Below are 24,597 nucleotides of genomic sequence, written 5' to 3' on the forward strand. Positions count from 1 at the left end.
AATTCGTGCGAAGTCTCCGCGCCGTTTCCGACCAGGACGCCGTGAGCCAGGGGCTGCAGTCGCCTGTCCGGTCCGGAGTTGCCGAGACGCAGCACGGCGGCCTGTTCTCCGCTCACGTGATTCAGCACCATCGCGGATCCCGCGAAGGCCTGGGTCGGGGGTTGCTCCGGCCCCGCCCGGCGCAGGACGAGGATGTTCAACTCGCACCCGAAGAGCAGTCCCTCCCGGCGATGGGGGGTGACCCGGGCGGCGCGGATCGCGTCCTCGGGCGCGGCCGCGACGGAACCCGGGACGCTCGCGGCGAGCATCCCGATCAGACTGGTCAGGGCGATGGCGCGCCGCATCACCGCGTCCCGAACAGCCGGTCGCCGGCGTCGCCCAGGCCCGGCACGATGTAGCCGTGGTCGTTCAGCCGCTCGTCCACGGCGGCGACCCAGACGGGCACGTCGGGATGCCAGCCGCGTAGCCGCTCCAGCCCCTCGGGCGAGGCGACCAGGCAGACGAAGCGCAGATTGGTGACGCCGCGCTCCTTCAGCCGTTCGATGGCCGCGACCGCCGTATTGGCCGTGGCCAGCATGGGGTCGATGACGATGCACAGGCGGTCGCCGACGTCCTCCGGGGCGCGGAAATAGTACTCCACCGCGTCCAGGGTCTCGGGTTCGCGGTACAGGCCGACATGGCCGACGCGGGCGGAGGGGACCAGGTCCAGCATCCCTTCGACCAGACCCAGGCCGGCGCGCAGGATGGGCACGAAGACCAGCTTCTTGCCCTCGATGCGGGAGCCGGTGGTGGGCCCGACCGGGGTCTCGACCGGATAGTCCTCCAGCGGCAGGTCGCGCGTGACCTCGTAGCAGAGCAGGGTCGAGATCTCCCGCAGCAGGGCCCGGAACCGCGCGGTCGAGGTGTCCTTCGAACGCATGATCGACAGCTTGTGGGCGACCAGCGGGTGACCGACGATGGTGACCCCGTCCATGGTGAAGGCGGCTTTCGGCATCAGAAGACGGTCCCGTCGGAGAGGATGGTCAGGGGCGGTCCGCCGCCCGGTCGGCGTTCGGCGGCGGCGCGGCGTCCGGCGGCCCAGGTCCCGCCCTCCAGCACGCTGGCCAGCGGCATGGCCTCGGCGCTGACGCCCAGCTCGGCCCGCACCAGCGGCGCGATCTGGTCCAGCAGCGCCACGGTCATGGCGCGCCAGCCGACCACCAGCGGGTCGGACACCGGCCAGGCCTTGTCCGCGTCCGCCGGGTCCTTGAGCGTCAGCACGCCCAGGTCGGTGAACAGGCCGCCGTTGCGGTACTCGGCCAGGCCGGTCAGACCGTCCAGATCGACCACCTTGAGGCCCGCGGTCTGCAGCGGTTCGACCAGCGAATAGCTGAGCCACTGGGACAGCTTGTGGATCGGCACGAGACCGTCGGTGGCGTCGTCGCGCCTCATCGCTGGATGCTTCCAGCAGTCGCCGAGATCGACGCCGCCAAGCGTCAGCCGGTCCTGCCAAACCGGGCCAAAGGCTTCGAGCAGCAGTTCGAGGATGGCCGGGGCGGGCAGGGCGCATTCGGTCGCCTGGGCGATCAGGACATCGGCCAGGCCGCCGGGGCGGGGCGTGTCGGCCGTGGCGAACAGGTCGGGCCGGGCGAGGCATTGCGCGCCCAGCCGCCGCAGCAGGGCTGCCCGGCCCTCCAGCCCGGCCAGGGGATTGGCGTCCGAGACCTGGAAGCCCTCCGCCAGCGCCTCGGTGGTCAGGGCGGCCAGGGCCTGGGCGTCGACCCGCCAGGGGTCGCGCTCGGTGATCGAGAAGACCCCCGCCTCGAACATCCGCAGGGAGGCGATGGCCAGGCCCTCGGAGCGGGTCAGGGTCGCGCCGGTGCGGGCGTCGCGATAGGCCCAACCGGGTCCTGAGCCGGCGTCCAGCAGCACCGAGACGATGGCCAGGTCGAACTCGGTCCGCGCCCGATTTGCGGCGCCCGGCCAGGCGCGGGAGTCCGCGACCGGCCCCCAGAAGTCCTGGCCCTGGATGGCGAAATGGCGCCATCGAGCGTGGAAGGGTACGGCCAGGGTCGGATACTGGTCGCGGATGACGGCGGCGACATAGCGCGCCGTCTCCGGCAAGCGGTCCAGATCGACGCGCCAGTGCTCAAGGCCGCCGGCCACGCCGATGGCCAGCATCTCATGAGCCCGCTCGCGGACGGCGGCGGGGGTCAGCAGGCTACGCGCCTGCTCGGCGTCAGAACTGCTCAAGATCGCGGCCCACCACGCGGGTCAGTTCGTCGGCGGACTTGGCGCCTTCGGGCGTGAAGTAGCCGGCCGCCTTCTTGGCCTCCATCTCGACGGAGGCGTCGGGCGGGATCAGGTAGTCTGGGATCGGCACGCGCTCGCCGATCTCGATTCCCGAGCCGGTGAGGGCGTCGTGCTTCATGTTCGACATGGAGACGAAGCGGTCGATCCTGGTGATCCCAAGCCAGTGCAGGATGTCCGGCATCAGCTGCTGGAAGCGGGCGTCCTGGACGCCGGCGACGCATTCGGTGCGCTCGAAATAGGTGGCCGCCTGGTCGCCGCCCGGCTGGCGCTTGCGGGCGTTGTAGACGAGGAATTTCGTGAGCTCGCCCAGCGCCCGGCCTTCCTTGCGATTGTAGACGATCAGGCCCGCGCCGCCGTTCTGGGCCTCGTGCACGCATTCCTCGATGCCGTGGGTCAGATAGGGGCGGCAGGTGCAGATGTCGGAGCCGAAGACGTCCGAACCGTTGCACTCGTCATGGACGCGGCAGGTCAGGCGCCGCGCCGGGTCGGCGATCGCGGCCGGATCGCCGAAGATGTACAGGGTGATGCCGCCGATGGGGGGCAGGAAGACCTTGATGTCGGGACGGGTGACCAGGTCGGCGTACATGCCGCCGGTCTGTTCGAACAGGGTGCGGCGCAGGGCGGTTTCGGTGACGCCGAAGCGTTCGGCGATGCCCGGCAGATACCAGACCGGGTCGATGGCGGCCTTGGTGACGGCCACGTCGCCGGTGTCGTGCACCACGGTCCCGTCGACCTTGATCCGGCCGGCGGCGATGGCTTCGTTAATCTCGCTCAGCTGGAGCCGGGCGCGGGTCACGGCGATGGTCGGGCGGATGTCGACGCCGTCCTGGATCTCGGCGGCGAAGTCCTCAGCGACGCGGGCGCCCCAGGGGTCCAGCGAGACGATCTTGCCGCCGTCCGTCCACTGCGGGAACGGCCCCATGGGGGTGGTCGGCGAGGTGTTGGTCAGGTCGGGCCGGTTGTTGGCGCTCATGGCGCCCGACGACACGGCCAGGGCGCGATAGACCGAATAGGCGCCGCCGTGGGCGCCGATGGCGTTGCGGTCGCTACCCGAATTGACGGTGCCGATGACGGGGCCGCGTTCCTGCGCGGTCGGCGCGCCCCAGTTCAGGGGGAAGCGGCTGACGGTTCCCGCACCAGGGTGGGAGTTGAGCCGGATGTGGCTCGGTCGGTTGGACATGTTTCCTCGCTCGATCCGGCTTGTTGTTTTTCTTGCGCCGGACTCATCAGGACACACCCGATCAGACGTGCTGTCCAGTGGGTTGAACGAGTCCCGGCGACCGGCGTTTTCAGCAGGCATCAAGGGAGTTCATCATGGCGGCCCGCCCCACCTGGCAGGGACATCTGAAGCTGTCGCTCGTGACCTGCCCGGTCGCGCTGTACACGGCGACGTCGAGCGCCGGGCATGTCAGCTTCCACCTGATCAACCCGGACACCAACAACCGCATCCGCATGGCGCCGGTCGATTCCGGCACGGGTGAGCCGGTGGAACGCGCCGACTTGGTGAAGGGCTTTGAGGTGTCCAAGGACGAGTACGTCCTGATGGACGACGCCGACTTCGAGAAGGTGAAGCTGGAGAGCACCCGCACCATCGACATCGGCCAGTTCGTCGACGAGGACGACATCGACCGGCTGTACTGGGACGATCCCTTCTATGTCGTGCCCGAGAAGGGCGTGGGCGCCGAAGCCTTCGCCGTCATTCGCGACGCCATGAAGGCGGCGGGCAAGATCGCCATCGGCACGTTGGTTCTGCGCAATCGCGAGCGGCAGATCGCGCTGGAAGTGCGGGGCAAGGGGCTGGTGGCCTGGTCCCTGCGGCCCCATGACGAGGTGCGCGACGCGGGCGACTTCTTCGACGACATCCCGGCGGTGACGGCCGACAAGGACATGGTCGAGATCGCCACCCGCATCATCGACCAGAAGCAGGCGGACTTCGATCCCTCTGAATTCAAGGACCGTTACGACGACGCCCTGAAGGCCCTGATCAAGGCCAAGCAGAAGGGCGGCAAGAAGGCCCTCGTCGCGGCGCCCGAGCCCGACGACACCAACGTCATCGATCTGATGGCGGCGTTGAGGAACAGTTTGAAGGGGTCGGCGACGGGGGCGAAGAAGGCCCCGGCGAAGGCCAGGGCGCCCGCGAAAAAGAGCGCGGCGAAGAAGCCTGCGGCTAAGACCAAGGCGGCCTAGGGCGATCAGCGAGCGGCCGTTGGGGGCGTTTCAACGCCCCTCCCGCGCGATGCGCTTGACCGCGCGGGCCCGTCAGGCCCTGATCGGGTCATGACGGACATCCCAGCTCCCTCGGCGGTCGTGGTCGGCGCATCGGGCGGTCTGGGGGCCGCACTGGTGACAGCGCTCAACGGCACAGAGCGCTTCAGCCGCGTCCACGCACTGTCGCGGGCGACCGGACTGGATCTGGAAGACGAGGCGTCGATCGCGGCGGCGGCCACAGGGATAGACGGCGGGGGTCACCCGGGTCTGGTGCTGGTTGCGTCAGGCGTCCTGCATGGCGGGTTCGAGCCCGAGCGAAGCTACCGCGCGATTGACCCTGTCCACATGGCTCGGGACTACCGGATCAACACGATCGGACCCGCCTTGGTCGCCAAACATTTCCTGCCGCTGCTGCCCCGCGAGGGGCGCTCGGTGTTCGCGGTCCTTTCCGCGCGGGTCGGATCGATCGGCGATAACCGGCTCGGCGGTTGGCACAGCTATCGGGCGTCGAAGGCGGCGCTGAACATGATGCTGCGTAATCTGGCGATCGAGATGGCCCGCACCCATCCGCAGGCGGTGGTGGCGGGCCTGCATCCGGGCACGGTCGACACCGCCCTGAGCGCGCCGTTCCAGCGTGGGGTGAAGCCGGGCAAGCTGTTCAGTCCCGCTCAGTCCGCCGGCTATCTGCTGAATGTCATCGACGGGCTGCGGCCGGCCGACAGCGGCGGCGTGTTCGCCTGGGACGGCGTCCGGATACCTGAATAGACGAGGCGACAAGGCCGGGAGGCTGATCGAGCCGCCCGCTTGACTCCCTCATACAGTATGCCGCATACACTGTGTGTCACACACTATGTGACGCAACAGGAGGGACGGCATGGACGCCGATCCGGACCTTTTTGAAAGCATGCGGCTGGAGTTGCGCCGCGGGTCGCTGGTGCTGGCGGTGCTCGCCTGTCTCAGGACCGAGCGGTACGGCTACACCCTGCGCCAGGCGCTGGCCGCCGACGGGCTGGAGATGGAGGAATCGACCCTCTATCCGCTGCTGCGCCGGCTGGAGAGCCAGGGCCTGCTGGAGAGCGAGTGGCGCGAGGAGGAGAAGCGCAAGAAGCGCTTCTACCGCCTGTCGCCCGGCGGCGTCTCGATGCTCGCTGCGCTCACCGACGAATGGCGGGGCATCAACGCCTCGCTCGACAAGATTCTTTGAAATTCCAGGGACGAGGGGAAAGTCTGATGGACCTGATTGATCGCTATCTGAACGCTGTCGCCGCCCAGCTGCCGCAAGACCAGCGGGCCGATATCGTCGCCGAGTTGCGCGACATGATCCTGAGCCGCTTCGAGGAGAAGGAGGAGGCCTTGGGCCGTCCCCTGACCGAGGCCGAACAGGAAGAAATCCTGCGCGATGTCGGCCATCCGCTGTCGGTGGCGGCGCGCTACGGCTCGGGGCCGCAACACGTGGTGGGGCCGGAGCTCTATCCCTGGTGGATGTTCGGCGTGCGCGCCGGCCTGATCGCCATCGTGGCGATCACCGCGATCGGGGCGCTGGTGCGCATCCTGATCGGCGACGAGGAGGTCGGCCGGGCCATCGGCCAGGCGTTCCACAGCATCTTCAACGGCGCGATCATGCTGATCGGGTTCGCCACCCTCGGCGGCTTCATCATCGAGCGGCAGAAGGAGAAGCCCAGCTTCCTGCGCGAATGGCGGGTCAAGGACCTGGGCCTGTTCGAGTTCGGCGGCGGGCTGAACGCCGAGGCCGTCTCGCGCGGCCTGACCGAGGGCGACTGGACGCTGAAGACGCCGCGCAAGGGTCGTCGTGCCTCCCCGATGGCGCGGGCCGTGGGCAGCGCCGTGGGCTGGAGCGTGGTCCTGCTGTGGTGGATCGGCTGGCTGCCGCTGACGCACACGACGCCCGAGACCCTGGGGGCGGTGGTGGGCGGCGTCGACTACGGCCGGATGCTGAGCCAGATCCATACGCTGCTGTACTGGCCGGTGATCGCCTTCGGGCTGGCGCGCGTCGTCTTCGACGTGATGCGGGTGGCGCGACCTGACGGGGTGCGGTTCACGGCCCTGGGCGACATCGGCTTCGGCCTGGCGGAAGGCGCGCTGTTCGGCTGGCTGTGGCTGTACTCGCCCCTGTCGAAGGTGGTGTTCGTCCCGACCGTCGAGGCCTTCATGTCGCGGGTCACCAACACCATTCAGGAAGGCTGGTGGCCGCTGTCGACCGTCCTGATGCTGTGCATCGCCTTCGGCTTCGCCAGCGCGGTGGTGAAAGTGGCCCGCTCGGCCTTCCGCCTGGTCACCGGCTATGACGAGCGGCTGCCGAAGGTCTGAGCGGCGCCCGGATAGACTGGGGTGGAAAGTGATTAGTGGTTAGTGACTAGTGGTTCGATGTCGCGGGCGGGGCTCACAATGACCCAGCACTGGCGTCGCAGCCGCCATCCACTAATCACTAGCCACTAACCACTGGCTGGGCTCCTTGGCCGACTGTGCACCCGCCGCCCACGCCCATGTCCGAAAACCGCGAGCGTTTGCGGAGCGGCGGGCCTATCTTCCCGGTCATGGAAAACGCGAGCGAGCTTGATCAGGAGGCCTGCTACCGCGCCGTGCTGACGCGCGATGCGAGGTTCGACGGGCGGTTCTTCGGCTGTGTGAAGACCACGGGCATCTACTGCCGCCCGGTCTGTCCGGCGCGGACGCCGAAGCGCGAGAACATGATCTTCGTGGTCACGGCGGCGGCGGCCGAGGAGGCGGGTTTCCGCGCCTGCCTGCGCTGCCGGCCCGAGACGGCCCCGGACATGGGCGCCTGGCGCGGGACCTCCAACACTGTCAGCCGGGCGCTGGCCCTGATTGAGGCGGGCGCCCTGGACGAAGGCGACGTAGACGGACTGGCCGGCCGGCTGGGGGTCGGCGAGCGGCACCTGCGCCGCCTCTTCCGCCAGCATCTGGGCGCGGCGCCGGTCAGCGTGGCGCAGACCCGCCGGGTGCTGCTGGCCAAGGCGCTGATCCACCAGACGGACCTGTCGATGGCGCAGGTGGCGCTGGCCTCCGGCTTCGGCAGCGTGCGGCGCTTCAACGAGACCTTTCAGGCCCTGTATGAGCGGCCGCCCTCGGCGCTGCGGCGTCGCGGCGAGCGGGCGCACGAGGGCGGGGTGGTGCTGAGCCTGCCCTACCGCCCGCCCTATGACTGGGACGCGATGCTGGCGGCGCTGGCCGGGCGGGACGACACGGTCGAGGGGCGCAGATGGTCGCGCGTCCTGACCCGTGAGATCGACGGCGCCGAGGGTTCGGTCTCGGTCGAGCCGGGCGCGGCGGGCCGGGTCTCGGTCTGTGTCGAGACGGCCGAGCTGAAGGCGATGCCGGGCGTGTTGGCGCGGGTGCGGAGGGTGTTCGACCTGTCGGCGGATCCGGACGCCATCGCCCGCGACCTGTCCGCTGACGCCCTGCTGCAGCCGCTGGTCGCGGCGCGGCCGGGGTTGCGGCTGCCCGGTCTGTGGATGGACGAGGGCGCCGATCCGCCGAACGACCGACTGGAAGACGAACGCCTGACCGCGCGCGCCGAACGCTGGCGACCGTGGCGGGCCTATGGAGCGCTGCACCTGGCGATGGCCGAGATCAGCGGCGCGGATGTGACGGAGAACGACGATGCGAAACGTGCAGCCTGAAACCCTGACGCTGGACCGGGTGGCGACGCCTGTCGGCGACGTCCTGCTGGTGACCGGGCCCGAGGGCGCGGTGCGGGCGTTGGACTTCGCCGGATACGAGGACCGGATGCACCGCCTGCTGGGACGGCACAGTCCCAACGCGGCCCTGGCCGAGGGGCGGGCGCCGGAGGGCGTGAGACGGGCGGTCGAGGCCTATTTCAGCGGGGACGTGCAGGCGCTGGACGCCCTGCCGGTGAAGACCGGCGGCACCGACTTCCAGAAGGCGGTCTGGGCGGCGTTGCGCTCCATCCCGGCGGGCGAAACGCGCAGCTACGGCCAGCTGGCGGCGGCGATCGGGTCTCCGAAGGCGGTGCGGGCGGCGGGGCTGGCCAACGGCCAGAATCCGATCGCCGTGATCGTGCCGTGCCACCGGGTGATCGGCGCGAACGGGACCCTGACCGGCTATGCGGGCGGGCTTGAGCGCAAGCGCTGGCTGCTGGCCCATGAGGGCGTCAGGACCGCTTGACGAGACCCTGAGTCTGCGTGTCACTGCGCGCGGGCTGTTTGGGGTTTTTAAGATGAAGACGGAACTTTGTTTGGGTCTGGCCATGATGGCCGGGCTGGGATTTGCGTCGGCCGCGGTCGCGCAGGACGATGACTGGGAATTCCAGGAAGATCCGGCGCGGCAACTCTCGATCGCGGCGGCGCGGTATGACGCGGGCCAGATGATCGTGGTCCAGTGCCGGCAAGGCGGTTTGACCGTGGTTCTGACAGGCATGCCGGTGACGCCTGGGCCGATTCAGGTGCAGGCCACGCGCGCCGACGGTCGCGCCGTCTCGCAGGCCTGGCTGCCGGCCGGCGCGCCCGGCGCTTACCGGTCCGCGTCGTCGGGAGCCACCGTGCGATTCATGCGGGGCGGCGGGCTGTACGCCCTTCGCACGGAATCGCCAGCGTTCCGCGCGTCGTTCGACCTGCCGACGCAGTCCGCCAACCTTGATCGCGTGCTCACGGCCTGTGGATGGGCGACCGAGGACGATCGCGATCTGCTCCCGGAGGCGACCCAGGTCAGCATGGTCGATCCGGACGATACGCCCGCCCGTCCGCGTGCGCGATCCGCTCGAGGCGCGCCCCGGGCGCCGACCCCCCGCCCGGAGGCTCCCGCGGGTCCCCCGCAGCTGCCGCCCGCCGAGTACGGCGTCAGCTGTATCGTCCGCGATCTGCACCTGCGGGACTGCCGGGCCGTACATCCCGCCAGCGCCCGGGAGCGCATTGTCCGGGACGGGATCCGGTATCTCGAGGGTAAGGAAGTCTATGCCGTCAACGGATCGACCGCCGCCGACAGCGAGGGCAAGGTCATGAACGTGATCGGCGGGCGGATCACGATCATCGACTACATCACCACCGCTCACTGAGGAGCCCCTTCGGGCTTGCAATCCCCGGCCATCGGCCTAGATTGTCCCTGCTTATGCTGAAAGTGAGCATAAGTCGGCGGCGGGCCGATGAGCCGGGCCGCCGTTCTTAGGAACTCTGATTTGCTCATTTGGAGCAAAAGGGTGGATGGGATGGCGGACGGCATGTTCGGGCTGTCGAAGGACCTGGAGCGGGAGACCGCGCCGGTGTGGGCCAAGATCAAGGATCATGTGACGCCGCTGGAATGGCCGGCGCAGGCGGCGCTGATCCACGAGATCAACCAGCTGAAGCGCGAGCGCGACGCGGTGATCCTGGCGCACAACTACATGACGCCCGAGATCTTCCACGGCGTCGGCGACTATGTCGGCGACAGCCTGGGGCTGGCCAAGGAGGCCGCCCGGTCGAAGGCGAAGGTGATCGTCCAGGCGGGCGTGCACTTCATGGCCGAGACCTCGAAGATCCTCAGCCCGGAAAAGACGGTGCTGATCCCCGACCTGCGCGCGGGCTGCAGCCTGGCCGCCTCGATCACGGGTGCGGACGTGCGCCTGATCAAGCAGCGTTACCCCGGCCTGCCGGTGGTCACCTATGTGAACACGACCGCGGACGTGAAGGCCGAGACCGATATCTGCTGCACCAGCGCCAACGCCGTGCAGGTGGTGGAGTGGGCGGCGAAGGAATGGGGCGTCGACCGCGTCATCCTGATCCCCGACGAATACCTGGCGCGCAACGTGGCGGCCCAGACCACGGTGGGGATCATCGCCTGGAAGGGCCGCTGCGAGGTGCATGAGCGCTTCACCGCCCAGGACATCTCCGACATGCGGGCCGCCTATCCGGGCGCCGAGATCCTGGCGCACCCGGAATGCCCGGAGGACGTTCTGGCCGCGTCGGACTTCGCCGGATCGACCGCGGCGATGGTCGACTATGTCGAGGCGCGCCGTCCGAAACAGGTGGTGCTGATCACCGAATGCAGCATGGCGTCGAACGTCGCGGGCGACGTGCCGGGCGTGCAATTCATCGGTCCGTGCAATCTGTGCCCGCACATGAAGCGGATTACGCTGGAAAACATTCGCGACTGCCTGTTGAAGATGCAGTTCGAGGTGACGGTGCCGGAAGAGATGATCGAGCGGGCGCGGCTGGCCGTGCAGCGTATGGTCGATCTGCCGCCGCCCGCCATCCCGGCGCGCTACGACCTGATCAAGGCGCGGCATCATGTGGCAGTGGAGTTGATCTGACGTGGTTCGAGTTTGGCGCATGCCGTTTGGCTATCTCATCCTGATCTGGCGCGATCGGAACCGGTGGATCGCCTTCAAGCCGGTCAGCGATCTGCGCCGCTTCTATGAGATCCTGGCGCTCCGCGGCGTGCCCAAGAACCTGTCGCGCGCCGCCCTGGCGAAGGCCAATCCCGCCGAGGCGCGCGCCTACAACCTGGACTGAGATCCATGCACTATGTTCCGCCCGTCCGCGTCGTCGCCGGCGTCGACCGGAAGACCCTGCGGCTTCTCGCCGTACTGGCCTTGTGGCTGAGGGCGGAAAAGGCCACGTCGCAGGGATGAGCGACATCGACACCCCCCGCCGTCCCGGTCCCTGGGATCCCCGCCCCGAAGACGGCCGGGCGCCCGTCACTCCGGCCGTCGATCCCGCGCGCGGGGCCGAGGCGCCGCTGGACAAGGGCCAGCATCCGGTCTGGGCCTTGATCTCGACCCTGCTGCTGGGCGGGCTGATCTACTACTGGTCCGGGAGTGTTGTGATCGTGGCGGCCGTGCTGTTCGGCCTGCTGGTCCACGAGTACGGGCATGTGCTGGCGATGAACCGCCTCGGCATGGGGCCCGCGCGCATCTACATCGTGCCCTTCCTCGGCGGGCTGGCCAAGGGTCAGCGGCTGCCGGTCAGCGAATGGCACGGGGTGCTGGTGTCGCTGGCGGGACCGGCGTTCGGCCTGCTGGCGGCCATCCCCTTCTATGGCCTGTATCTGTGGAGCGGGCAGGTGGTCTGGCTGCAGGGGGTGTTCGCCATCGCCTTCATCAACCTGATCAATCTGGCCCCCGCGCCGCCGCTGGATGGTTCCAAGGCGCTGGGTCCGGTGCTGGCCCGCATCCACCCCATGCTGGAGAAGGTCGCCCTGCTGGCCGTCGGCGCGCTGGCCGTCCTGTGGGGCGTGTCGAACGGCAGCTGGCTGTTTGCGGGCTTCCTGGCGCTGGCGCTGTTCAGCCACCTGCGCCGGGGCGCCTGGAGGCCTGAAGGGCGTCGCCTGAGCTGGGGCGAGGCCGCCAAGTCCACCGGCCTGTTCGTGCTGACCACCGTCGCCTGCGTCGGCGTGGGCGTGGCCGCCCTGGCGCCCGGCGTGGAGACGCTGACCGAAAGCCTGACCCACGGCGCGCGCGTATTCGAGTTCGGCCGTTGAACCGCATCCGTCATGACGGGCCGCTGATCATCGGCGGCGGGCTGGCGGGCCTGTCTGCCGCGCTGGAGGCCGGGCCGCGCCCGACGCTGGTGGTGACGCCGGCGCCTCTGCTGCAGGCCTGTTCCTCGGCCTGGGCCCAGGGCGGGGTCGCGGCGGCCCTGTCGGCGGAAGACCAGCCCGCGCTGCACGCCGCCGACACCGCCTCGGCAGGGGCGGGGCTGGTCGATCCGGAGGCGGTTCGCGCCCTGACGGATGATGGAAGACAGACGGTCGAATGGCTGGCCGCGCTGGGCGCGCCTTTCGACCGGGACGCCGACGGCGGTTTCGCGGTCAGCCTGGAGGCCGCGCACTCGAAGGCCCGGGTGGCCCGGGTCGGCGGCGACGGCGCGGGACGGGCCATCCTGTCGGCGCTGGTCGCCTCTGTGCGCGCCGCGCCGCATATCGAGGTGTGGGAGAACGGACGGCTGCGCGCCCTGGTGCAGGACGCCACGGGCCGCGTGCGCGGGGCCGTGATCGAGCGCGACGGGCGCCTCGTCGAGGTGCTGGCTCCGGCGGTGGTGCTGGCGACCGGCGGGGCCGGCGGCCTCTACGCCCGCACCACCACTCCGGCGGCCCTGCTGGGCGAAGGCATGGCGCTGGCCTGGCTGGCGGGCGCCGAGATTCTCGATCCCGAGTTCGTGCAGTTCCACCCGACCGCGATCGACGTGGGCGTGGATCCCATGCCCCTGGCCACCGAGGCCCTGCGCGGCGAGGGCGCCCGGCTGATCGACGCCCACGGCGACTTCCTGCTGGGCGATGCGCCCGACGCCGACCTGAAGGCCCGCGATATCGTCGCCCGCGCCGTGCATCAGGCTCGGGCCGAGGGGCGCGGCGCCTATCTGGACGCCCGCGCGGCGGTGGGGGCGCATTTCCCCGACGAGTTTCCGGCCGTCTTCGCCGCCTGCATGCATGCGGGGCTGGACCCGCGTGAGACGCCGATCCCGGTCGCGCCGGGCGCCCACTACCACATGGGCGGGATCGCCGCCGGACTGGACGGGCGCACCAGCCTGCCGGGCCTGTTCGCCGTGGGCGAGTGCGCGGCGACCGGCGTGCACGGGGCCAACCGGCTGGCCTCCAACTCCCTGCTTGAGGCCGCCGCCTTCGGACGGCGCACGGGCCGGGCCGCCGGCGCGGAAGCGGGCGGGGAGGGAAGGGTCGTGCAAGCCGTCGTCGCGCCCGACCTGGCGCCTGAAGCCCTGACGGCCCTGCGTGTGGCCATGAGCGACAATGTCGGCGTGGTGCGCGACGCCGCCGGGCTGACGCGGGCCCTGGCCCTGATGGAGCGACTGGAGCAGGAGGCGCGGGGCGCCCTGCCGGTCATCGCCGCCCGCCTGATCGCCGGGGCCGCGCTGGAGCGGCGCGAGAGCCGCGGCGGCCACTACCGGTCCGACTATCCCGACACGGACGCCGATGCGCGCCATACCCGCCTGAGCCGCGCGCCTGTCGTGGCCCCCGCCGCCGTTCTGGCCGCCGAGTGAATCCCATGATCCCGACCCTGCCTGACCTGCTGATCGAGCCCGTGGTGCGACTGGCCCTGGCTGAGGATCTGGGCCGGGCGGGCGATGTGACGGCGAAGGCCTGCATTCCCGAAGACGCGCGGATGCGGGCGGTCTTCGCGGCGCGCAAGCCCGGGGTGCTGGCCGGAATCGACTGCGTGCGGCTGGCCGTGCTGGCCATGGACCCCAAGGCGTCGGTCGAGCTGAAACTACGCGACGGCGAGGCCTTCGAGGCCGGCGCGGTGCTGGCCGAGGTCGAGGCCGACGCCCGCGCCTTCCTGTCGGCCGAGCGGACGGCGCTGAATCTGCTGGGGCGGCTGTGCGGCATCGCCACCCTGACGCACGCCTATGTCGATGCCGTTTCCGGGACAAAGGCGCGCATCGCCGACACCCGCAAGACGACGCCGGGCCTGCGCGCGCTGGAGAAGCACGCCGTGCTGTGCGGCGGCGGGCTGAATCATCGCTTCGGACTGGATGACGCGATCCTGATCAAGGACAACCACGTGGCCGTCTGCGGCGGGGTCGGCGAGGCCGTGCGGCGGGCCAAGGCGGCGGCGGGCCATCTGATGAAGGTGGAGGTCGAGGTCGACGGGCTGGACCAGCTGGACGAAGCCTTGGCTGAACGCCCTGACGTGATCATGCTGGACAACTTCACACTGCCGATGCTGCGCGAGGCCGTGACGCGGACGGCTGGGCGGGTAACGCTGGAGGCCTCGGGCGGGGTCAATCTGGAGACCGTGCGCGCCATCGCCGAGACCGGCGTGGACGTGATTTCGGTCGGCGCCCTGACCCACTCCGCGCCGTCGCTGGATATTGGTCTGGACGCGGTCTGAGGCCGTCCGGCGAACCTCGCTACGGAACGACCCGGGCGCAGGACGGTTTTCTTCCCGATACGGAAGGAGACTTCAAATGACCCACGCCCCCAGGATTCCCAAGGAACAGCGCAGTTTCGCTGACCGGGGCGGAAAGCCGCTTGACGACGCCAAACAGGCCGACCGTCGCGACCTCGAGACCGGCGCCCAGTCGGGCCAGCCGGGCGATGCGGATGTGAATCTCGATGAGCAGGGCCGGTTCGGCAACCTGCGTCAGAACCTGACCACCCACTGGAAGGTCCAGGAGCGCTGAGGATCAGGCGGCGGGCGTGGCCGGGGCTTCAGGCGCCGGGGCGGCGGTGACCGCCGGAGCGGCCGGCGCAGGCGTTTCGGCCTGCGGTGCGGCGCGGCCTTCCTGGGCGATCAGCAGGTTGTAGGCGACGGCGCCCACGTCACGCGCCGGGCCGGTCGGATCAAGGCTGGCCTGGATCAGCTGCGGCGCGGCGTCGGCGGCGGTCGAGCGGCGTGCGGCGTAGGAGAAGGCCCCGCTGGCGCCCGAACGGCCGCCGAAGCGGTAGAACAGGTGGTCGCCGACCTGGGTCACGCGGATCAGGGAATTGCGCCACTGCGGCGCGACGCCGGTGGTGTGGAAATGGGTGGCGTTGCCGACGCTGCCGAACACCGAGCCGGACAGGGCGGCGGAGGCGATGGCGCGGGCCTGGTCCCAGGCGCCCCGGTTGACGCGGCCGCGCATCGAGCCGTCGCAGGTGAAGCTGAACTGGCAGCCGGTCTGACGGCCCGCGCCCTGGAAGACGACGCCGCAAACGGTCTTGGGGAAGGCGGGGTGGCGAACGCGGTTCAGAACCACCTGAGCCACGGCGCGCATGCCGTCGCGGCCTTCGCCGCGGGCTTCGTAATAGGCGGCCTGGGTCAGGCAATCGAGATCGCGCGAGGCTTCAAGGGCCCCGCCGAGGCGGAAGGGCTGGGCCGCGATGGGGGCCGAGAGATTGACCTGACGCAGGCCGTCGGCGCGCAGCGGGGCGTTCCCGCGCAGCTGTTCCAGACGGGCGGTCAGCAGTTCGGCCTGGCGGTCGCGCTGGGTCGGGCCGGCGACGGTATAGGGGTCGTGACGGCGCGCGATGGTCAGCGCGCTTTCGTCCAGGCCGCCGGCCGCTGCGGCGAGGGCTTCCTCGGTGAAGCCGGCGGAGGTCGCGCCGTCGATACGTTCAGCCTGGGCCTGCACAGTCGAAGCCTTGGCCGCCGCGCCGCCAAGATAGGCGCCGCCCACAGCCAATCCCACCAGAGCGCCGAACATCGCCGCCGCCGTACCGGGCCGGATGCGGGCCACGTGTTCAGCAGTCGGGTTCGCGCGCGTCTGAGACGGTTTCGACAAAGGCTCGGTCCTGTTCGGCAGGGCGCAGTGCCGCCCCCGGGTAGTCTCGCCGCCGGGCGATGCGAGGATCGCGGACCGGCTGCAGCAGTTTCGATGTTCGGCGAATGAGCGGAAATCGAAGGACGCGCCTTAAGCCAGCCGTTTGTGGCGCCAATGTGGTTGATTCGCAAGAATTGGGTGCGGCGCAACATCGCGCGATGTCCGCAGTGAAGTCTGTCGGTTAAAGGGGGTTAACTCAGACTACATGGGGCCAGTTAATGTGGCTTCTACTGTATTTGTCTTCGCTATCTCAACCTTTTGGCCCGGGCGCGTTGTCAGTCTTAGTCTTTCCTATGGGGTTGGTCTGTTATCGCGCGGTGGGTCGGGATGGCGTGCGACTTCCGGTTACAGCGTGGAACCCTCACGGCGACGCTGACGTTTGATGAACCGAACAGGAGAACCATCATGCGCCGTATCGCCACCGTATTCGCCGTCGCCGCCCTCGCCGCGGGAGCCGCCGCCTGTGGGCACACCATTGAACAGAAGGCCGCCACGGGCGCGGTCGCCGGCGCCGTCGTGGCCGGTCCGGTCGGCGCTGCGGTCGGCGGCGCGGCGGGCGCTGCCGTGGGTCACGCAGAGCGCCCCAAGTGACACACTGAGCGGGGCGGATGTGTTCATCCGCCCTCGCAACCTTGCTTTTCGCGCCCATATGGGGTTAGCGGACCCGCCCGGGGCTGAGCCACGCTCGCTCCGGCGTACGCGCATCTGACAATCGATCAAGGATACGACAACTCCACGCATGAGAGATCTGAAACAAACCGGCTTCACCGATCGCCTGACCGCCCAGCAAGAGGCCAAGAAGGCCCTGCTCGCCAAGTTCAAGCCGAAGGCCGCCGCCCCCGACCCTGAATTCGAGAAGCTCGCCGCCAAGCGCGCCGCCGAAAAGGAAGCCCTGCGTCAGCAGCACGAGCTGGCCAAGGCCGAGCAACGCCGCGAGAAGGCCGAGAAGGACGCCGCGCGTCTGGCCGCGCAGATGGCGGCCCAGGAAGCTGTCGACGCCGAGAAGCGCGCCGCCCGCAAGGAGCGCAAGCAGCTCACCAAGGAAGAGCAGAAGGCCGCGCGCGACGCCCGCTACGCCGCCCGCAAGGCGCGCTCGCGCTGATCTGTTGACGAACACCCGCGGTCGCCCGTCAGGCGGTCGCGGGCGTCACTCCGCTCGGGCGGGAACCTGCCCCAGAATGTCGGCCAGTTGCGCGCCTGAATAGGGCTTGCGCAGGAACGGCCACGGCGCGTCCGACAGGGCCTCGTCCACATCCTCGCCGGCATAGCCCGAGGTCAGGACGATCCGCATGTCCGGCCACTTCTTCGCACATTCGCGCGCCAGCTCGATCCCCGTCATGCCGCCGGGCATGGCGATGTCGCTGAGCATCAGGTCGAAGCCTTCGACCTGCAGCATCTCCAGCGCGCGCGGGCCGGTGTCGGCGGTCGCCACGTCCATGCCCATGGCTGTCAGCAGATCCAGCGCGATGGCGGCCACGCCCGGATCGTCCTCGACCAGCAGGATGCGGCGGGTCGCGACCTGCGGATAGGGCGATATGCCGCGTTCGACGGTCTCCAGCTCGCTCAGCCGGTCCAGCGGCGGCAGGTAGAGACGGATTTCGGAGCCCCGGCCCGGCGTGGAGGCGATGCGCACGCCGCCGCCCGATTGCCGCGCGAAGCCGTAGACCTGGCTCAGGCCCAGGCCGGTGCCCTTGCCGATGGCCTTGGTGGTGAAGAAGGGCTCGAACACGCGGCTGATCACCTCCGGGTCGATGCCCGAGCCGTTGTCCGACACGGTCACGCAGACATAGTCGCCCGCCGGCAGTTCCGGCACGTCGCCCCCACGGACCTTGCAGCTCTGCGTCTGAACGGTGATGCGGCCGCCCTTGTCGCCCACGGCGTCGCGGGCGTTGACGACCAGATTGAGAAGGGCCGCCTCGAACTGGGACGGGTCGACGTTCACCCGCGCCCCGCCGCGACGGAGTTTCAGCTTGAACTCGACGGCCTCGCCCACGGCGCGGCGCAGCAGGGGCTCGCTCTCGCGGATCAGGCCGTTGAGGTCCAGAGATTCGGGCCGCAGGGCCTGACGGCGCGAGAAGGCCAGGAGTTGGTGGGTCAGGCCTTCGCCGCGGCGGGCGGCGGCTAGGGCGGCCTCGCCGAGCTTCTTCTGGCGGGCCAGGTCGGTGGGCGAGCGCAGCATCATGTCCAGCGCGCCGATGACCACGGTCAGCAGATTGTTGAAGTCGTGCGCCACCCCGCCGGTCAGGCGGCCGACCGCCTCCATGCGCTGGGCGTGCATCAGGTCCGCCTCCGCCTTGGCCTTCTCGGCCATGGCTTCGCTGACGCGCTCCTCCAGCAGTTCGTTGATGCGCTTGAGGTCTTCCTCGGCCTGCCGAGCCTCGGTGATGTCGATGTTGGCGCCGACGTAGCCCTGGAAATGGCCGGCGCCGTCGAAGCGGGGGATGCCCTCGCAGCGCAGCCAGCGGCGGCCCATCTGCGGGTGCACGATCTCCATGATCCCTTCATAGCGGTCGCGCTGCGCCAGGGCGGTCAGGAAGCCGGAATGGAAGGCCTCCAGTCCGTTGGCGGACATGGTGGCGGCCCAGTTGGCCTGCAGGTCCTCGTCACGGCGGACGCCGAAGAAGGTGCGGTAGCGCCTGTTGGCGAACACGACGGCGCCGGTCTCGTCGGTCATCCACATCTGGGCCGGGGCGCTGTCGGCGACGGTGCGGAAGCGGGTCTCGGACTCCGTCAGTCGGGCCTGAGCCTCGCGGATGTCGGTGACGTCGAAGGCGACGCCCACGAAGCCAATGACCTCGCCGTCGGCGTCCAGCCGCGGGCGCGAGAAGGACTTCAGCCAGCGGTACTCGCCGTCATGGCGCAGGTAGCGGGCCTCCATCGAGAAGGGCTGGCCGGTGGCCTCGCCCGCGATGGAGTCCTGGATGATCCGTTCATGGTCGTCGACGTGGATCACGGCGCGCCAGTCGGCCAGCCGAGCCTCCTCGTAGGAGCCGCCGTTGTAGGCGACATAGGCCTGGTTCACGAACTCGCGCACCCGGTCGGCGCCCGTGACCCAGATCAGCACCGGGGCGGTGTCGGCGATGGCGCGGAAGCGTTCCTCGCTCTCGCGCACGGCGCCCTCGGCGCGGGCGCGTTCAATCTCCGTCCAGGTGCGGCGCCCGACCTCCTGCAGCAGTTTGGCCTCGGCGTCGGTCCATTCCCGGACCGTCGAGTTATGGACGTAGAGGAAGGCCCGCAGGCGCCCGCCGCGATGCAGAGGCGCGCGCATGAGGGCGCGGGTGCCCAGCCGCTCGAACGCCTGGAGCGCGCCGCGCGTCCGCTTGTCCTTGCGCACGTCGGCGATACGGATCAGCCGACCCTCGGCCAGGTCGCTGATCAGGTCGGCGCCGAGTTCCCCGAGGCTGAACTGGCCCTGGGCGCTGACCGCCCCCGTGGTCCAGTCCCGGCTCATCGACACCAGACCCCGCTCCTGGTCGACTTCGCCATAGCCGACGCGGTCGGCCCCGAGTTCGTCGCCCAGCGAGCGTTCGACTTCGGCCATGATGTCGTCGGGCGTGGTCAGGTCGCGCAGGCGGTCGGTCAGGGACAGCAGGAAGGTCTGGCGGCGTTCCTGGGCCTCGAGAGCCTGCATGGCGTTGCGGGTTTCGGTGATGTCGAACGACATGCCGACGTAGCCCAGGAAGGCGCCGGCGGCGTCGAAGCGTGGATTGACCGCGATCCGCATCCAGCGCCAGTCGTTGTCGAAGCGAAGGAAGCGCGCCTCGAAGCCGTAGGGATGATGGCCCGGCCGGGCGACCTCCATGACGGCGGTCATCTCGGCCACGTCGTCCGGATGGACGCTCTGGCGCCAGACCGAGCCCAGAATGTGCTCGGCGGGGCGGCCGTAGAACTCGACCAGCGCCTTGTTGACGAATTCGACTTCGGCGTGGGCGTTGGTCATCCACACCGGCGAGGGCGCGGTGTCCGCCATCAGGCGGAAGCGGCTCTCGCTTTCCCGCAGCGCGGCCTCGGCGGCCTTGGCGGCGGTGATGTCGACGACCACGGCGATGAAGCCCATCGGCTCGGCCGTGGGGGAGGTCAGGGCGCGCAGGCTGGTCAGGGCCCAGACAGTCGAGCCGTCCGGCCGCAGGTAGCGTTTCTCGATCGTGCCGTCGCCGCCCGCGCGGGCCGCGTCGAGCGCGCTCCTGGTCAGGGCGATGTCGTCGGGGTGGGTCACGTCGCCGGTGGTGATCCCGACGGCCTGGTCGGGCCTCAGGCCGAGAATCTCGGCGAAGCGGGCGTTGCTGCTGATAATCTTGCCGTTGAGTCCGACGCGGGCGATGCCGGCGGACGCCTGCTCGACCATGGCGCGCAGTTCGGACGTGGTTTCGTCGACCAGGCTGTCAGAGGCGCGCAGGCGGCTGACGGTGTCGTCCAGATCGCGCAGGGTGGAGCGCAGCGAGGCGCCCAGCACCGTGCCGAACAGACCGGCGAAGATGAAGCTGGCCACGCCGACCGCCAGACTGGTCGCATTGAACGCGATCAGGCCGCCGGCCAGCTGGGTCAGGGCGACCGCGCCGACGATGCTGACGATGATGGCGGCGTAGCCGGCGAACCGGCCGCCCCAGAGGGCGGCGATGAGGACGGCCGGCAGAAGCACGGTCAGGCCGCTGGCGCCGCCGAACAGGGGCTGCAGCATCGCGCGGACAGCCAGTCCCGCGGCGCCGCACAGCAGGCCGGTCAGGATCGCCTGACCGGGGCGCCCCGGCTGGGCCAGCGCGAGTTGTCTGAAGAACCTGTCCGCCCCCAAGCCGTTTCATCCCTGCGCGGCTGTCGATCAGCGCGACAGACTGCAACGCTTTCTCGCCAAGGGCGTTCCCGAACGCCCTATATATCCCATTGTGTCATCAAGGACGCCTAAGGTCGGACTTGGCCGCGGTCGTCCGGGCGCCTAATTGTATCGCCGACCTTACAGCCTTTCTGAGCAGGATCTCCCCATGACCGTGACCATCGACACCGGCCTGAGCAAAACCGAACGCAATGACGTCGCGACGGAACTGACCAAGGTTCTGGCCGACAGCTTCGCGGTTTATCTCAAGACGCACGGCTATCACTGGAATGTCCGCGGGCCGGAGTTTTTCGGCTATCACAATCTGCTGGAACAGCAGTACCGCGACATCTGGGCCGCGCTGGACGACATCGCCGAGCGCATCCGCGCCCTGGGCGTGCTGGCCCCGCAGAGCTTCTCCGGCTTCGGCAACCTGACCTCGATCAAGGACGGCGATCCCGAGAAGGAAGCCGGCCCGATGCTCAAGGAACTTCTGGGCGACCACGACACCCTGATCGCCACGACCCGCAAGGCGTTCGAGGTGGCCGACGCCGCGGGCGACGAGGCCTCGGCCGACCTGCTGACCCAGCGTCTGGCGGCGCATGAGAAGTTCGCCTGGATGCTGCGCTCGACCTTGGGCGGCCGGTAAGGCTGGTCGAACGGCGCTTTTCCGCCCGAAAAGCGCCGCCCTTCGTGGGCATGAACCTTGCTCCGGTCCCGTGATCGGACGCTTTGGAGACGGACGCTGAACAGGACGACCCTGACCTCGGCAGTGAAGGCGGCGCGACGGCTGGGGCCGGCCGTGCCCGTTGTGCTGGCCGTTTTCGGTGTGGCCATGGCGGCGTCCTCGACCCCCCGTCCCGAAATCGACCGGCGTGTCGAAGCGGTGCGCCAGCTGACCGGCGGCGATCTGTCCGACAAGGGGCTAAGCGCCATCGCCGGGCGAATGACGCCGTCGCAGCTGGCCCTGGCCGAGCGGTTCGATCCCTCGCTGCGCCGCGCGGCCCTCTACGGCCTGACCCCGGGGTGGGAGAGCCTGACGCTGGCGGGCAAGCCGACGCTGGACTTCGGCGAGACCGGCCTGGACGCCATGCGCCTCAACGCCGCCACGCCGACGACGTCGGGGCTGTTGCGCGCCGCCCAGCCCTTCATCTTCCGTCCCGCCACGGCTGAAGATCGCCGCCGCGCCCAACGCTGCCTGACGCAGGCGATCTATTACGAGGCGGCGCTGGAACCGACCGAGGGCCAGGAGGGCGTCGCCCAGGTGATCCTGAACCGCGTGCGCGACCCCAACTACGCCAACACCGTCTGCGGCGTCGTCTTCGAGGGCGCCGAGCGGACCACCGGCTGCCAGTTCAGCTTCACCTGCGACGGCGCTCTGGGGCAGGCCCCGGTGGCCTGGGCCTGGGAGCGGGCGCGCAAGGTCGCGGACCGGGCGCTGGCCGGCTACGTCTCGACCAGGGTCGGCACGGCGACCCACTATCACGCCGACTACGTCCACCCCTGGTGGGCCCCGACGCTGAACAAGCTGACCCAGATCGGGGCGCACATCTTCTATCGCTGGAAGGGCGTCTACGGCGAACCGGCGGCCTTCCGTCAGGCCTATGCCGGGCGTGAGCCGCTGATCGATGAGGCGCGCTTCTCGAAGCCCCGCATCCAGATTCCCGACGCGACCACCGTGGCCGAGGCGGACGCCGCCCTGACCCTGGCCGCCGCCAATGGTCAAAGCGCCATGCGCACGGTCGAGATCAACGGCCAGACCCGTGTGGTGGGCGTCACCTCGCTGGGCGGTCGTCGCCAGGCCACGGCGCAGGACATCGCCGTCATCAACCAGCGGCTGGCCGCGTTCGAGACCCCAGCTCCCGCCGCGGCTGCGCCCACACCCCTCGCGCCCGGCGTGACGCCCATGGATGTCGAGGAAGTCGGTCGTCCCTCGTCCTGATGATCTCGGTCGTCATTGCAACGCTGAGCCGCCAATCGCATTGATATGAGCCGTGCGCCGTGCGCGCGCCGTCAGAGGTTCGCTTGTCAGCTCCTTCCGATCCATCGCCCGTCTGGACCGAAGCCGACCGTCTGGCGGCGCTTCGCGCCTTCGATGTTCTCGATACCGAGCGTGAACCGGCATTCGACGGGATCGTGACCCTGATCGCCCGGGTCTTCGATGCGCCGATCGCGGTGGTCAATCTGATCGATGAGGAGCGGCAGTGGTTCAAGGCCGAGGTGGGGCTGGGCGTCCGGGAAACGCCGCTGGCCACCTCCTTCTGCGCCCACGCCCTTCTCGAGCAGGACCGGATGATCGTTCCGGACGCCACTGCCGACGAGCGGTTCGCCTGCAACCCGCTGGTGACGGGCGAAAGCGGCCTGCGGTTCTACGCGGGCCAATTGCTGAAATCCGCCGAAGGACTGCCGATCGGCACCCTGTGCGTTCTCGACACCCGGGTCCGGCACGAGGGGCCGACGGCCCTGCAGCTTGAGGCGCTGGAGGTGCTCGCCGCCCAGGTCATGGCCCAGCTGGAACTGCGCCGGGCGCTACGCCAGCGGCAGCAATCCGAATCCCAGTTCCAGGCGGTCGCGGATTCCATGCCGCAGATGGTCTGGTCGACCCTGCCGGACGGCTTCCACGACTATTACAACGCCCGTTGGTACGAGTTCACCGGTGTGCCGGAGGGCTCGACTGACGGCGAGGGTTGGAACGACATCTTCCACCCCGACGATCAGGAGCGGGCCTGGACCCGTTGGCGGCAGTCGCTGACGACGGGCGAACCCTATGAGATCGAGTACCGGCTGAGGCATCGATCGGGCGTCTATCGTTGGACCCTGGGCCGGGCCATGCCGATCCGCGACGAGAGCGGCGAGATCGTACGCTGGTTCGGCACCTGTACGGACATCGACGACCTGAAGCGGATGGAGCAGTCCAAGGAGCTGCTCAGCCAGGAGTTGAGCCATCGCATCAAGAACATCTTCGCCGTCGTTTCGGCCCTGATCGCCCTGTCGGCGCGGCGGTTCCCCGAGGCCAAGGCCTTCGCCACGGCGCTGCGGACGCGGATCAACGCGCTGGCCCGCGCCCATGAGTTCGTGCGGCCCCATACCGAGACCTCCCGGCCCACCGTGGGAACGATGACCCTGCACGCCTTCCTCGCCGACCTGTTCAAGGCCTACGCCGGATCGGACGAAGCCGCGCGGGTCCTGCTGAGCGGCGACGACGCCACCTTCGACGACCAGGCCGCGACTTCCGTGGCTCTGCTTTTCCATGAACTGGCGACAAACGCCGCCAAGTATGGCGCCCTGTCGGTCGAGGGCGGCCATGTCGAGCTTGAGACACGGAACGAGGGTGCGCGTTTTATCCTGACCTGGCGCGAGCACGGCGGGCCGCCGGTCGCGGGACCGCCAAAACATTCAGGCTTCGGCTCTTCGTTGGCCACCCTGTCCGTCGAGGGACAGCTGGGCGGGCGGCTGGACCGGGACTGGGCGGCGGACGGCCTGTGTGTGGTCGCGGATCTTCCCGCAACGGCCCTGTCTCGTCGAAGGGCGGCTCTGGATGTCCGGTAACGGACATTGGCCTGAAACCTGCTGACGACCTGTGCGTTCCCCCTGTCCGCGTCCCAAAGATGTACGCGAACCTATCTGTGAAAGTCCGTGTTCCGCACTGCCTGATGACCGCCCGTATCCTTATCATTGAAGACGAAGCGCTCGTCGCCGTGGAGCTCCGCTACGTGCTGGAGGACCTGGGCCATGAGGTGGTGGGCATGGCGTCGGACGCCCGGACCGCCCGCCACCTGGTGCGCGAGACCGAGGTCGATCTGGCGCTGGTGGACATCCATCTGTCGGACGGGCCGACGGGGGTCGAGCTGGGCCGCGAGCTGGGTCAGGACCTGGGGGTCTCGGTCCTGTTCATGACGGCCAACCCGGGCATGGTGCGCAACGGCGTGGCGGGAACCATCGGCGTCCTGTCGAAGCCGACGGACGAGCGCGCGGTGCAGACGGCTGTCGATTACGCCCTGCGTCGCCGCACCGGCCAGCCGATCGAATACGCCCCTCCTGGGCTGCAGCTGTTCGGCTGAT

25 protein-coding genes are annotated in these 24,597 nt (G+C 69.5%); 19 read left to right on the top strand and 6 right to left on the bottom strand.

What is annotated here, in order from left to right:
* From Q0C81_RS00235 to Q0C81_RS00250, 4 genes are all read right to left on the bottom strand, one after another.
* A partial coding sequence (locus Q0C81_RS00235; protein WP_291832185.1) for a hypothetical protein occupies positions 1–344 on the bottom strand: 344 nt, incomplete at its 3' end.
* Positions 344–973, bottom strand: coding sequence for a uracil phosphoribosyltransferase (gene upp / locus Q0C81_RS00240; protein WP_291832219.1), 630 nt, complete (start codon positions 971–973; stop codon positions 344–346). The genes Q0C81_RS00235 and upp, both read right to left, overlap by 1 nt.
* A gap of 20 nt (positions 974–993) precedes the next feature.
* A complete protein-coding gene (locus tag Q0C81_RS00245; protein ID WP_291832186.1) occupies positions 994–2,232 on the bottom strand; it encodes a URC4/urg3 family protein in 1,239 nt (412 codons plus the stop codon).
* Complete coding sequence (locus Q0C81_RS00250; RefSeq protein ID WP_291832187.1) at positions 2,219–3,472, bottom strand: GTP cyclohydrolase II; 1,254 nt, start codon at positions 3,470–3,472, stop codon at positions 2,219–2,221. The genes Q0C81_RS00245 and Q0C81_RS00250 overlap by 14 nt, the downstream gene beginning before the upstream one ends.
* A gap of 134 nt (positions 3,473–3,606) precedes the next feature.
* On the opposite strand from Q0C81_RS00250, the gene Q0C81_RS00255 reads away from it, so the two are divergent.
* The 13 genes from Q0C81_RS00255 (at position 3,607) to Q0C81_RS00315 (ending at position 14,609) form a co-directional block, all read left to right on the top strand.
* Complete coding sequence (locus Q0C81_RS00255) at positions 3,607–4,479, top strand: Ku protein (protein ID WP_291832188.1); 873 nt, start codon at positions 3,607–3,609, stop codon at positions 4,477–4,479.
* Between the two features lie 90 nt (positions 4,480–4,569).
* On the top strand, positions 4,570–5,265 hold the full coding sequence (locus tag Q0C81_RS00260) for an SDR family NAD(P)-dependent oxidoreductase (RefSeq protein WP_291832189.1): 696 nt from the start codon (positions 4,570–4,572) through the stop codon (positions 5,263–5,265).
* A 109-nt stretch (positions 5,266–5,374) separates the two neighbouring features.
* Positions 5,375–5,704 (top strand): PadR family transcriptional regulator, encoded by a 330-nt coding sequence (locus Q0C81_RS00265; protein ID WP_291832190.1) that lies wholly within the window; start codon positions 5,375–5,377, stop codon positions 5,702–5,704.
* Positions 5,705–5,730: 26 nt separating this feature from the next.
* Positions 5,731–6,828 carry a hypothetical protein gene (locus tag Q0C81_RS00270; protein WP_291832191.1) on the top strand — a complete coding sequence of 366 codons (1,098 nt, stop codon included), beginning with the start codon at positions 5,731–5,733 and terminating at the stop codon, positions 6,826–6,828.
* 227 nt (positions 6,829–7,055) lie between these two features.
* Positions 7,056–8,159, top strand: a complete 1,104-nt coding sequence (locus tag Q0C81_RS00275; protein ID WP_291832192.1) for an Ada metal-binding domain-containing protein — start codon at positions 7,056–7,058, stop codon at positions 8,157–8,159.
* On the top strand, positions 8,140–8,664 hold the full coding sequence (locus Q0C81_RS00280) for a methylated-DNA--[protein]-cysteine S-methyltransferase (protein WP_291832193.1): 525 nt from the start codon (positions 8,140–8,142) through the stop codon (positions 8,662–8,664). The genes Q0C81_RS00275 and Q0C81_RS00280 overlap by 20 nt, the downstream gene beginning before the upstream one ends.
* An 82-nt stretch (positions 8,665–8,746) precedes the next feature.
* Complete coding sequence (locus tag Q0C81_RS00285) at positions 8,747–9,550, top strand: hypothetical protein (protein ID WP_291832194.1); 804 nt, start codon at positions 8,747–8,749, stop codon at positions 9,548–9,550.
* 150 nt (positions 9,551–9,700) lie between these two features.
* On the top strand, positions 9,701–10,780 hold the full coding sequence (gene nadA / locus Q0C81_RS00290; protein WP_291832220.1) for a quinolinate synthase NadA: 1,080 nt from the start codon (positions 9,701–9,703) through the stop codon (positions 10,778–10,780).
* Between the two features lie 19 nt (positions 10,781–10,799).
* Positions 10,800–10,982 carry a hypothetical protein gene (locus Q0C81_RS00295; RefSeq protein ID WP_291832195.1) on the top strand — a complete coding sequence of 61 codons (183 nt, stop codon included), beginning with the start codon at positions 10,800–10,802 and terminating at the stop codon, positions 10,980–10,982.
* A gap of 115 nt (positions 10,983–11,097) precedes the next feature.
* Positions 11,098–11,949, top strand: coding sequence for a site-2 protease family protein (locus tag Q0C81_RS00300; RefSeq protein ID WP_291832196.1), 852 nt, complete (start codon positions 11,098–11,100; stop codon positions 11,947–11,949).
* Positions 11,946–13,466 carry an L-aspartate oxidase gene (locus Q0C81_RS00305; RefSeq protein WP_291832197.1) on the top strand — a complete coding sequence of 507 codons (1,521 nt, stop codon included), beginning with the start codon at positions 11,946–11,948 and terminating at the stop codon, positions 13,464–13,466. Before Q0C81_RS00300 ends, Q0C81_RS00305 begins: the two co-directional genes overlap by 4 nt.
* A gap of 5 nt (positions 13,467–13,471) precedes the next feature.
* Positions 13,472–14,317 (top strand): carboxylating nicotinate-nucleotide diphosphorylase, encoded by an 846-nt coding sequence (gene nadC, locus Q0C81_RS00310; RefSeq protein WP_291832198.1) that lies wholly within the window; start codon positions 13,472–13,474, stop codon positions 14,315–14,317.
* A 76-nt stretch (positions 14,318–14,393) separates the two neighbouring features.
* Complete coding sequence (locus tag Q0C81_RS00315) at positions 14,394–14,609, top strand: hypothetical protein (protein ID WP_291832199.1); 216 nt, start codon at positions 14,394–14,396, stop codon at positions 14,607–14,609.
* Between the two features lie 3 nt (positions 14,610–14,612).
* Here Q0C81_RS00315 and Q0C81_RS00320 read toward each other — a convergent pair whose 3' ends face one another.
* Positions 14,613–15,644, bottom strand: a complete 1,032-nt coding sequence (locus Q0C81_RS00320) for a cell wall hydrolase (protein WP_291832200.1) — start codon at positions 15,642–15,644, stop codon at positions 14,613–14,615.
* A 489-nt stretch (positions 15,645–16,133) separates the two neighbouring features.
* Between Q0C81_RS00320 and Q0C81_RS00325 the strand changes: the two genes are divergently transcribed.
* A complete protein-coding gene (locus tag Q0C81_RS00325; protein ID WP_291832201.1) occupies positions 16,134–16,319 on the top strand; it encodes a hypothetical protein in 186 nt (61 codons plus the stop codon).
* Positions 16,320–16,467: 148 nt separating this feature from the next.
* Positions 16,468–16,830, top strand: coding sequence for a DUF6481 family protein (locus Q0C81_RS00330; protein ID WP_291832202.1), 363 nt, complete (start codon positions 16,468–16,470; stop codon positions 16,828–16,830).
* 45 nt (positions 16,831–16,875) lie between these two features.
* Here the strand turns inward: Q0C81_RS00330 and Q0C81_RS00335 are convergent, their stop codons facing one another.
* Positions 16,876–20,517 carry a PAS domain S-box protein gene (locus Q0C81_RS00335; protein WP_291832203.1) on the bottom strand — a complete coding sequence of 1,214 codons (3,642 nt, stop codon included), beginning with the start codon at positions 20,515–20,517 and terminating at the stop codon, positions 16,876–16,878.
* A gap of 187 nt (positions 20,518–20,704) precedes the next feature.
* On the opposite strand from Q0C81_RS00335, the gene Q0C81_RS00340 reads away from it, so the two are divergent.
* The 4 genes from Q0C81_RS00340 (at position 20,705) to Q0C81_RS00355 (ending at position 24,596) form a co-directional block, all read left to right on the top strand.
* Positions 20,705–21,184: a Dps family protein gene (locus Q0C81_RS00340; protein ID WP_291832204.1), complete on the top strand. Its 480-nt coding sequence runs from the start codon at positions 20,705–20,707 to the stop codon at positions 21,182–21,184.
* A gap of 153 nt (positions 21,185–21,337) precedes the next feature.
* The gene (locus Q0C81_RS00345; RefSeq protein WP_291832205.1) at positions 21,338–22,477 is read left to right on the top strand and encodes a cell wall hydrolase; all 1,140 of its coding nucleotides are present in this window, start codon (positions 21,338–21,340) and stop codon (positions 22,475–22,477) included.
* 83 nt (positions 22,478–22,560) lie between these two features.
* Positions 22,561–24,084 carry a PAS domain-containing protein gene (locus Q0C81_RS00350; RefSeq protein WP_291832206.1) on the top strand — a complete coding sequence of 508 codons (1,524 nt, stop codon included), beginning with the start codon at positions 22,561–22,563 and terminating at the stop codon, positions 24,082–24,084.
* A gap of 104 nt (positions 24,085–24,188) precedes the next feature.
* Positions 24,189–24,596 (top strand): response regulator, encoded by a 408-nt coding sequence (locus Q0C81_RS00355; RefSeq protein ID WP_291832207.1) that lies wholly within the window; start codon positions 24,189–24,191, stop codon positions 24,594–24,596.
* Position 24,597: the final 1 nt, after the last annotated feature.

Origin of the sequence: Brevundimonas sp., assembly GCF_023259385.1 — a bacterium.
Taxonomy (GTDB): Bacteria; Pseudomonadota; Alphaproteobacteria; order Caulobacterales; family Caulobacteraceae; genus Brevundimonas.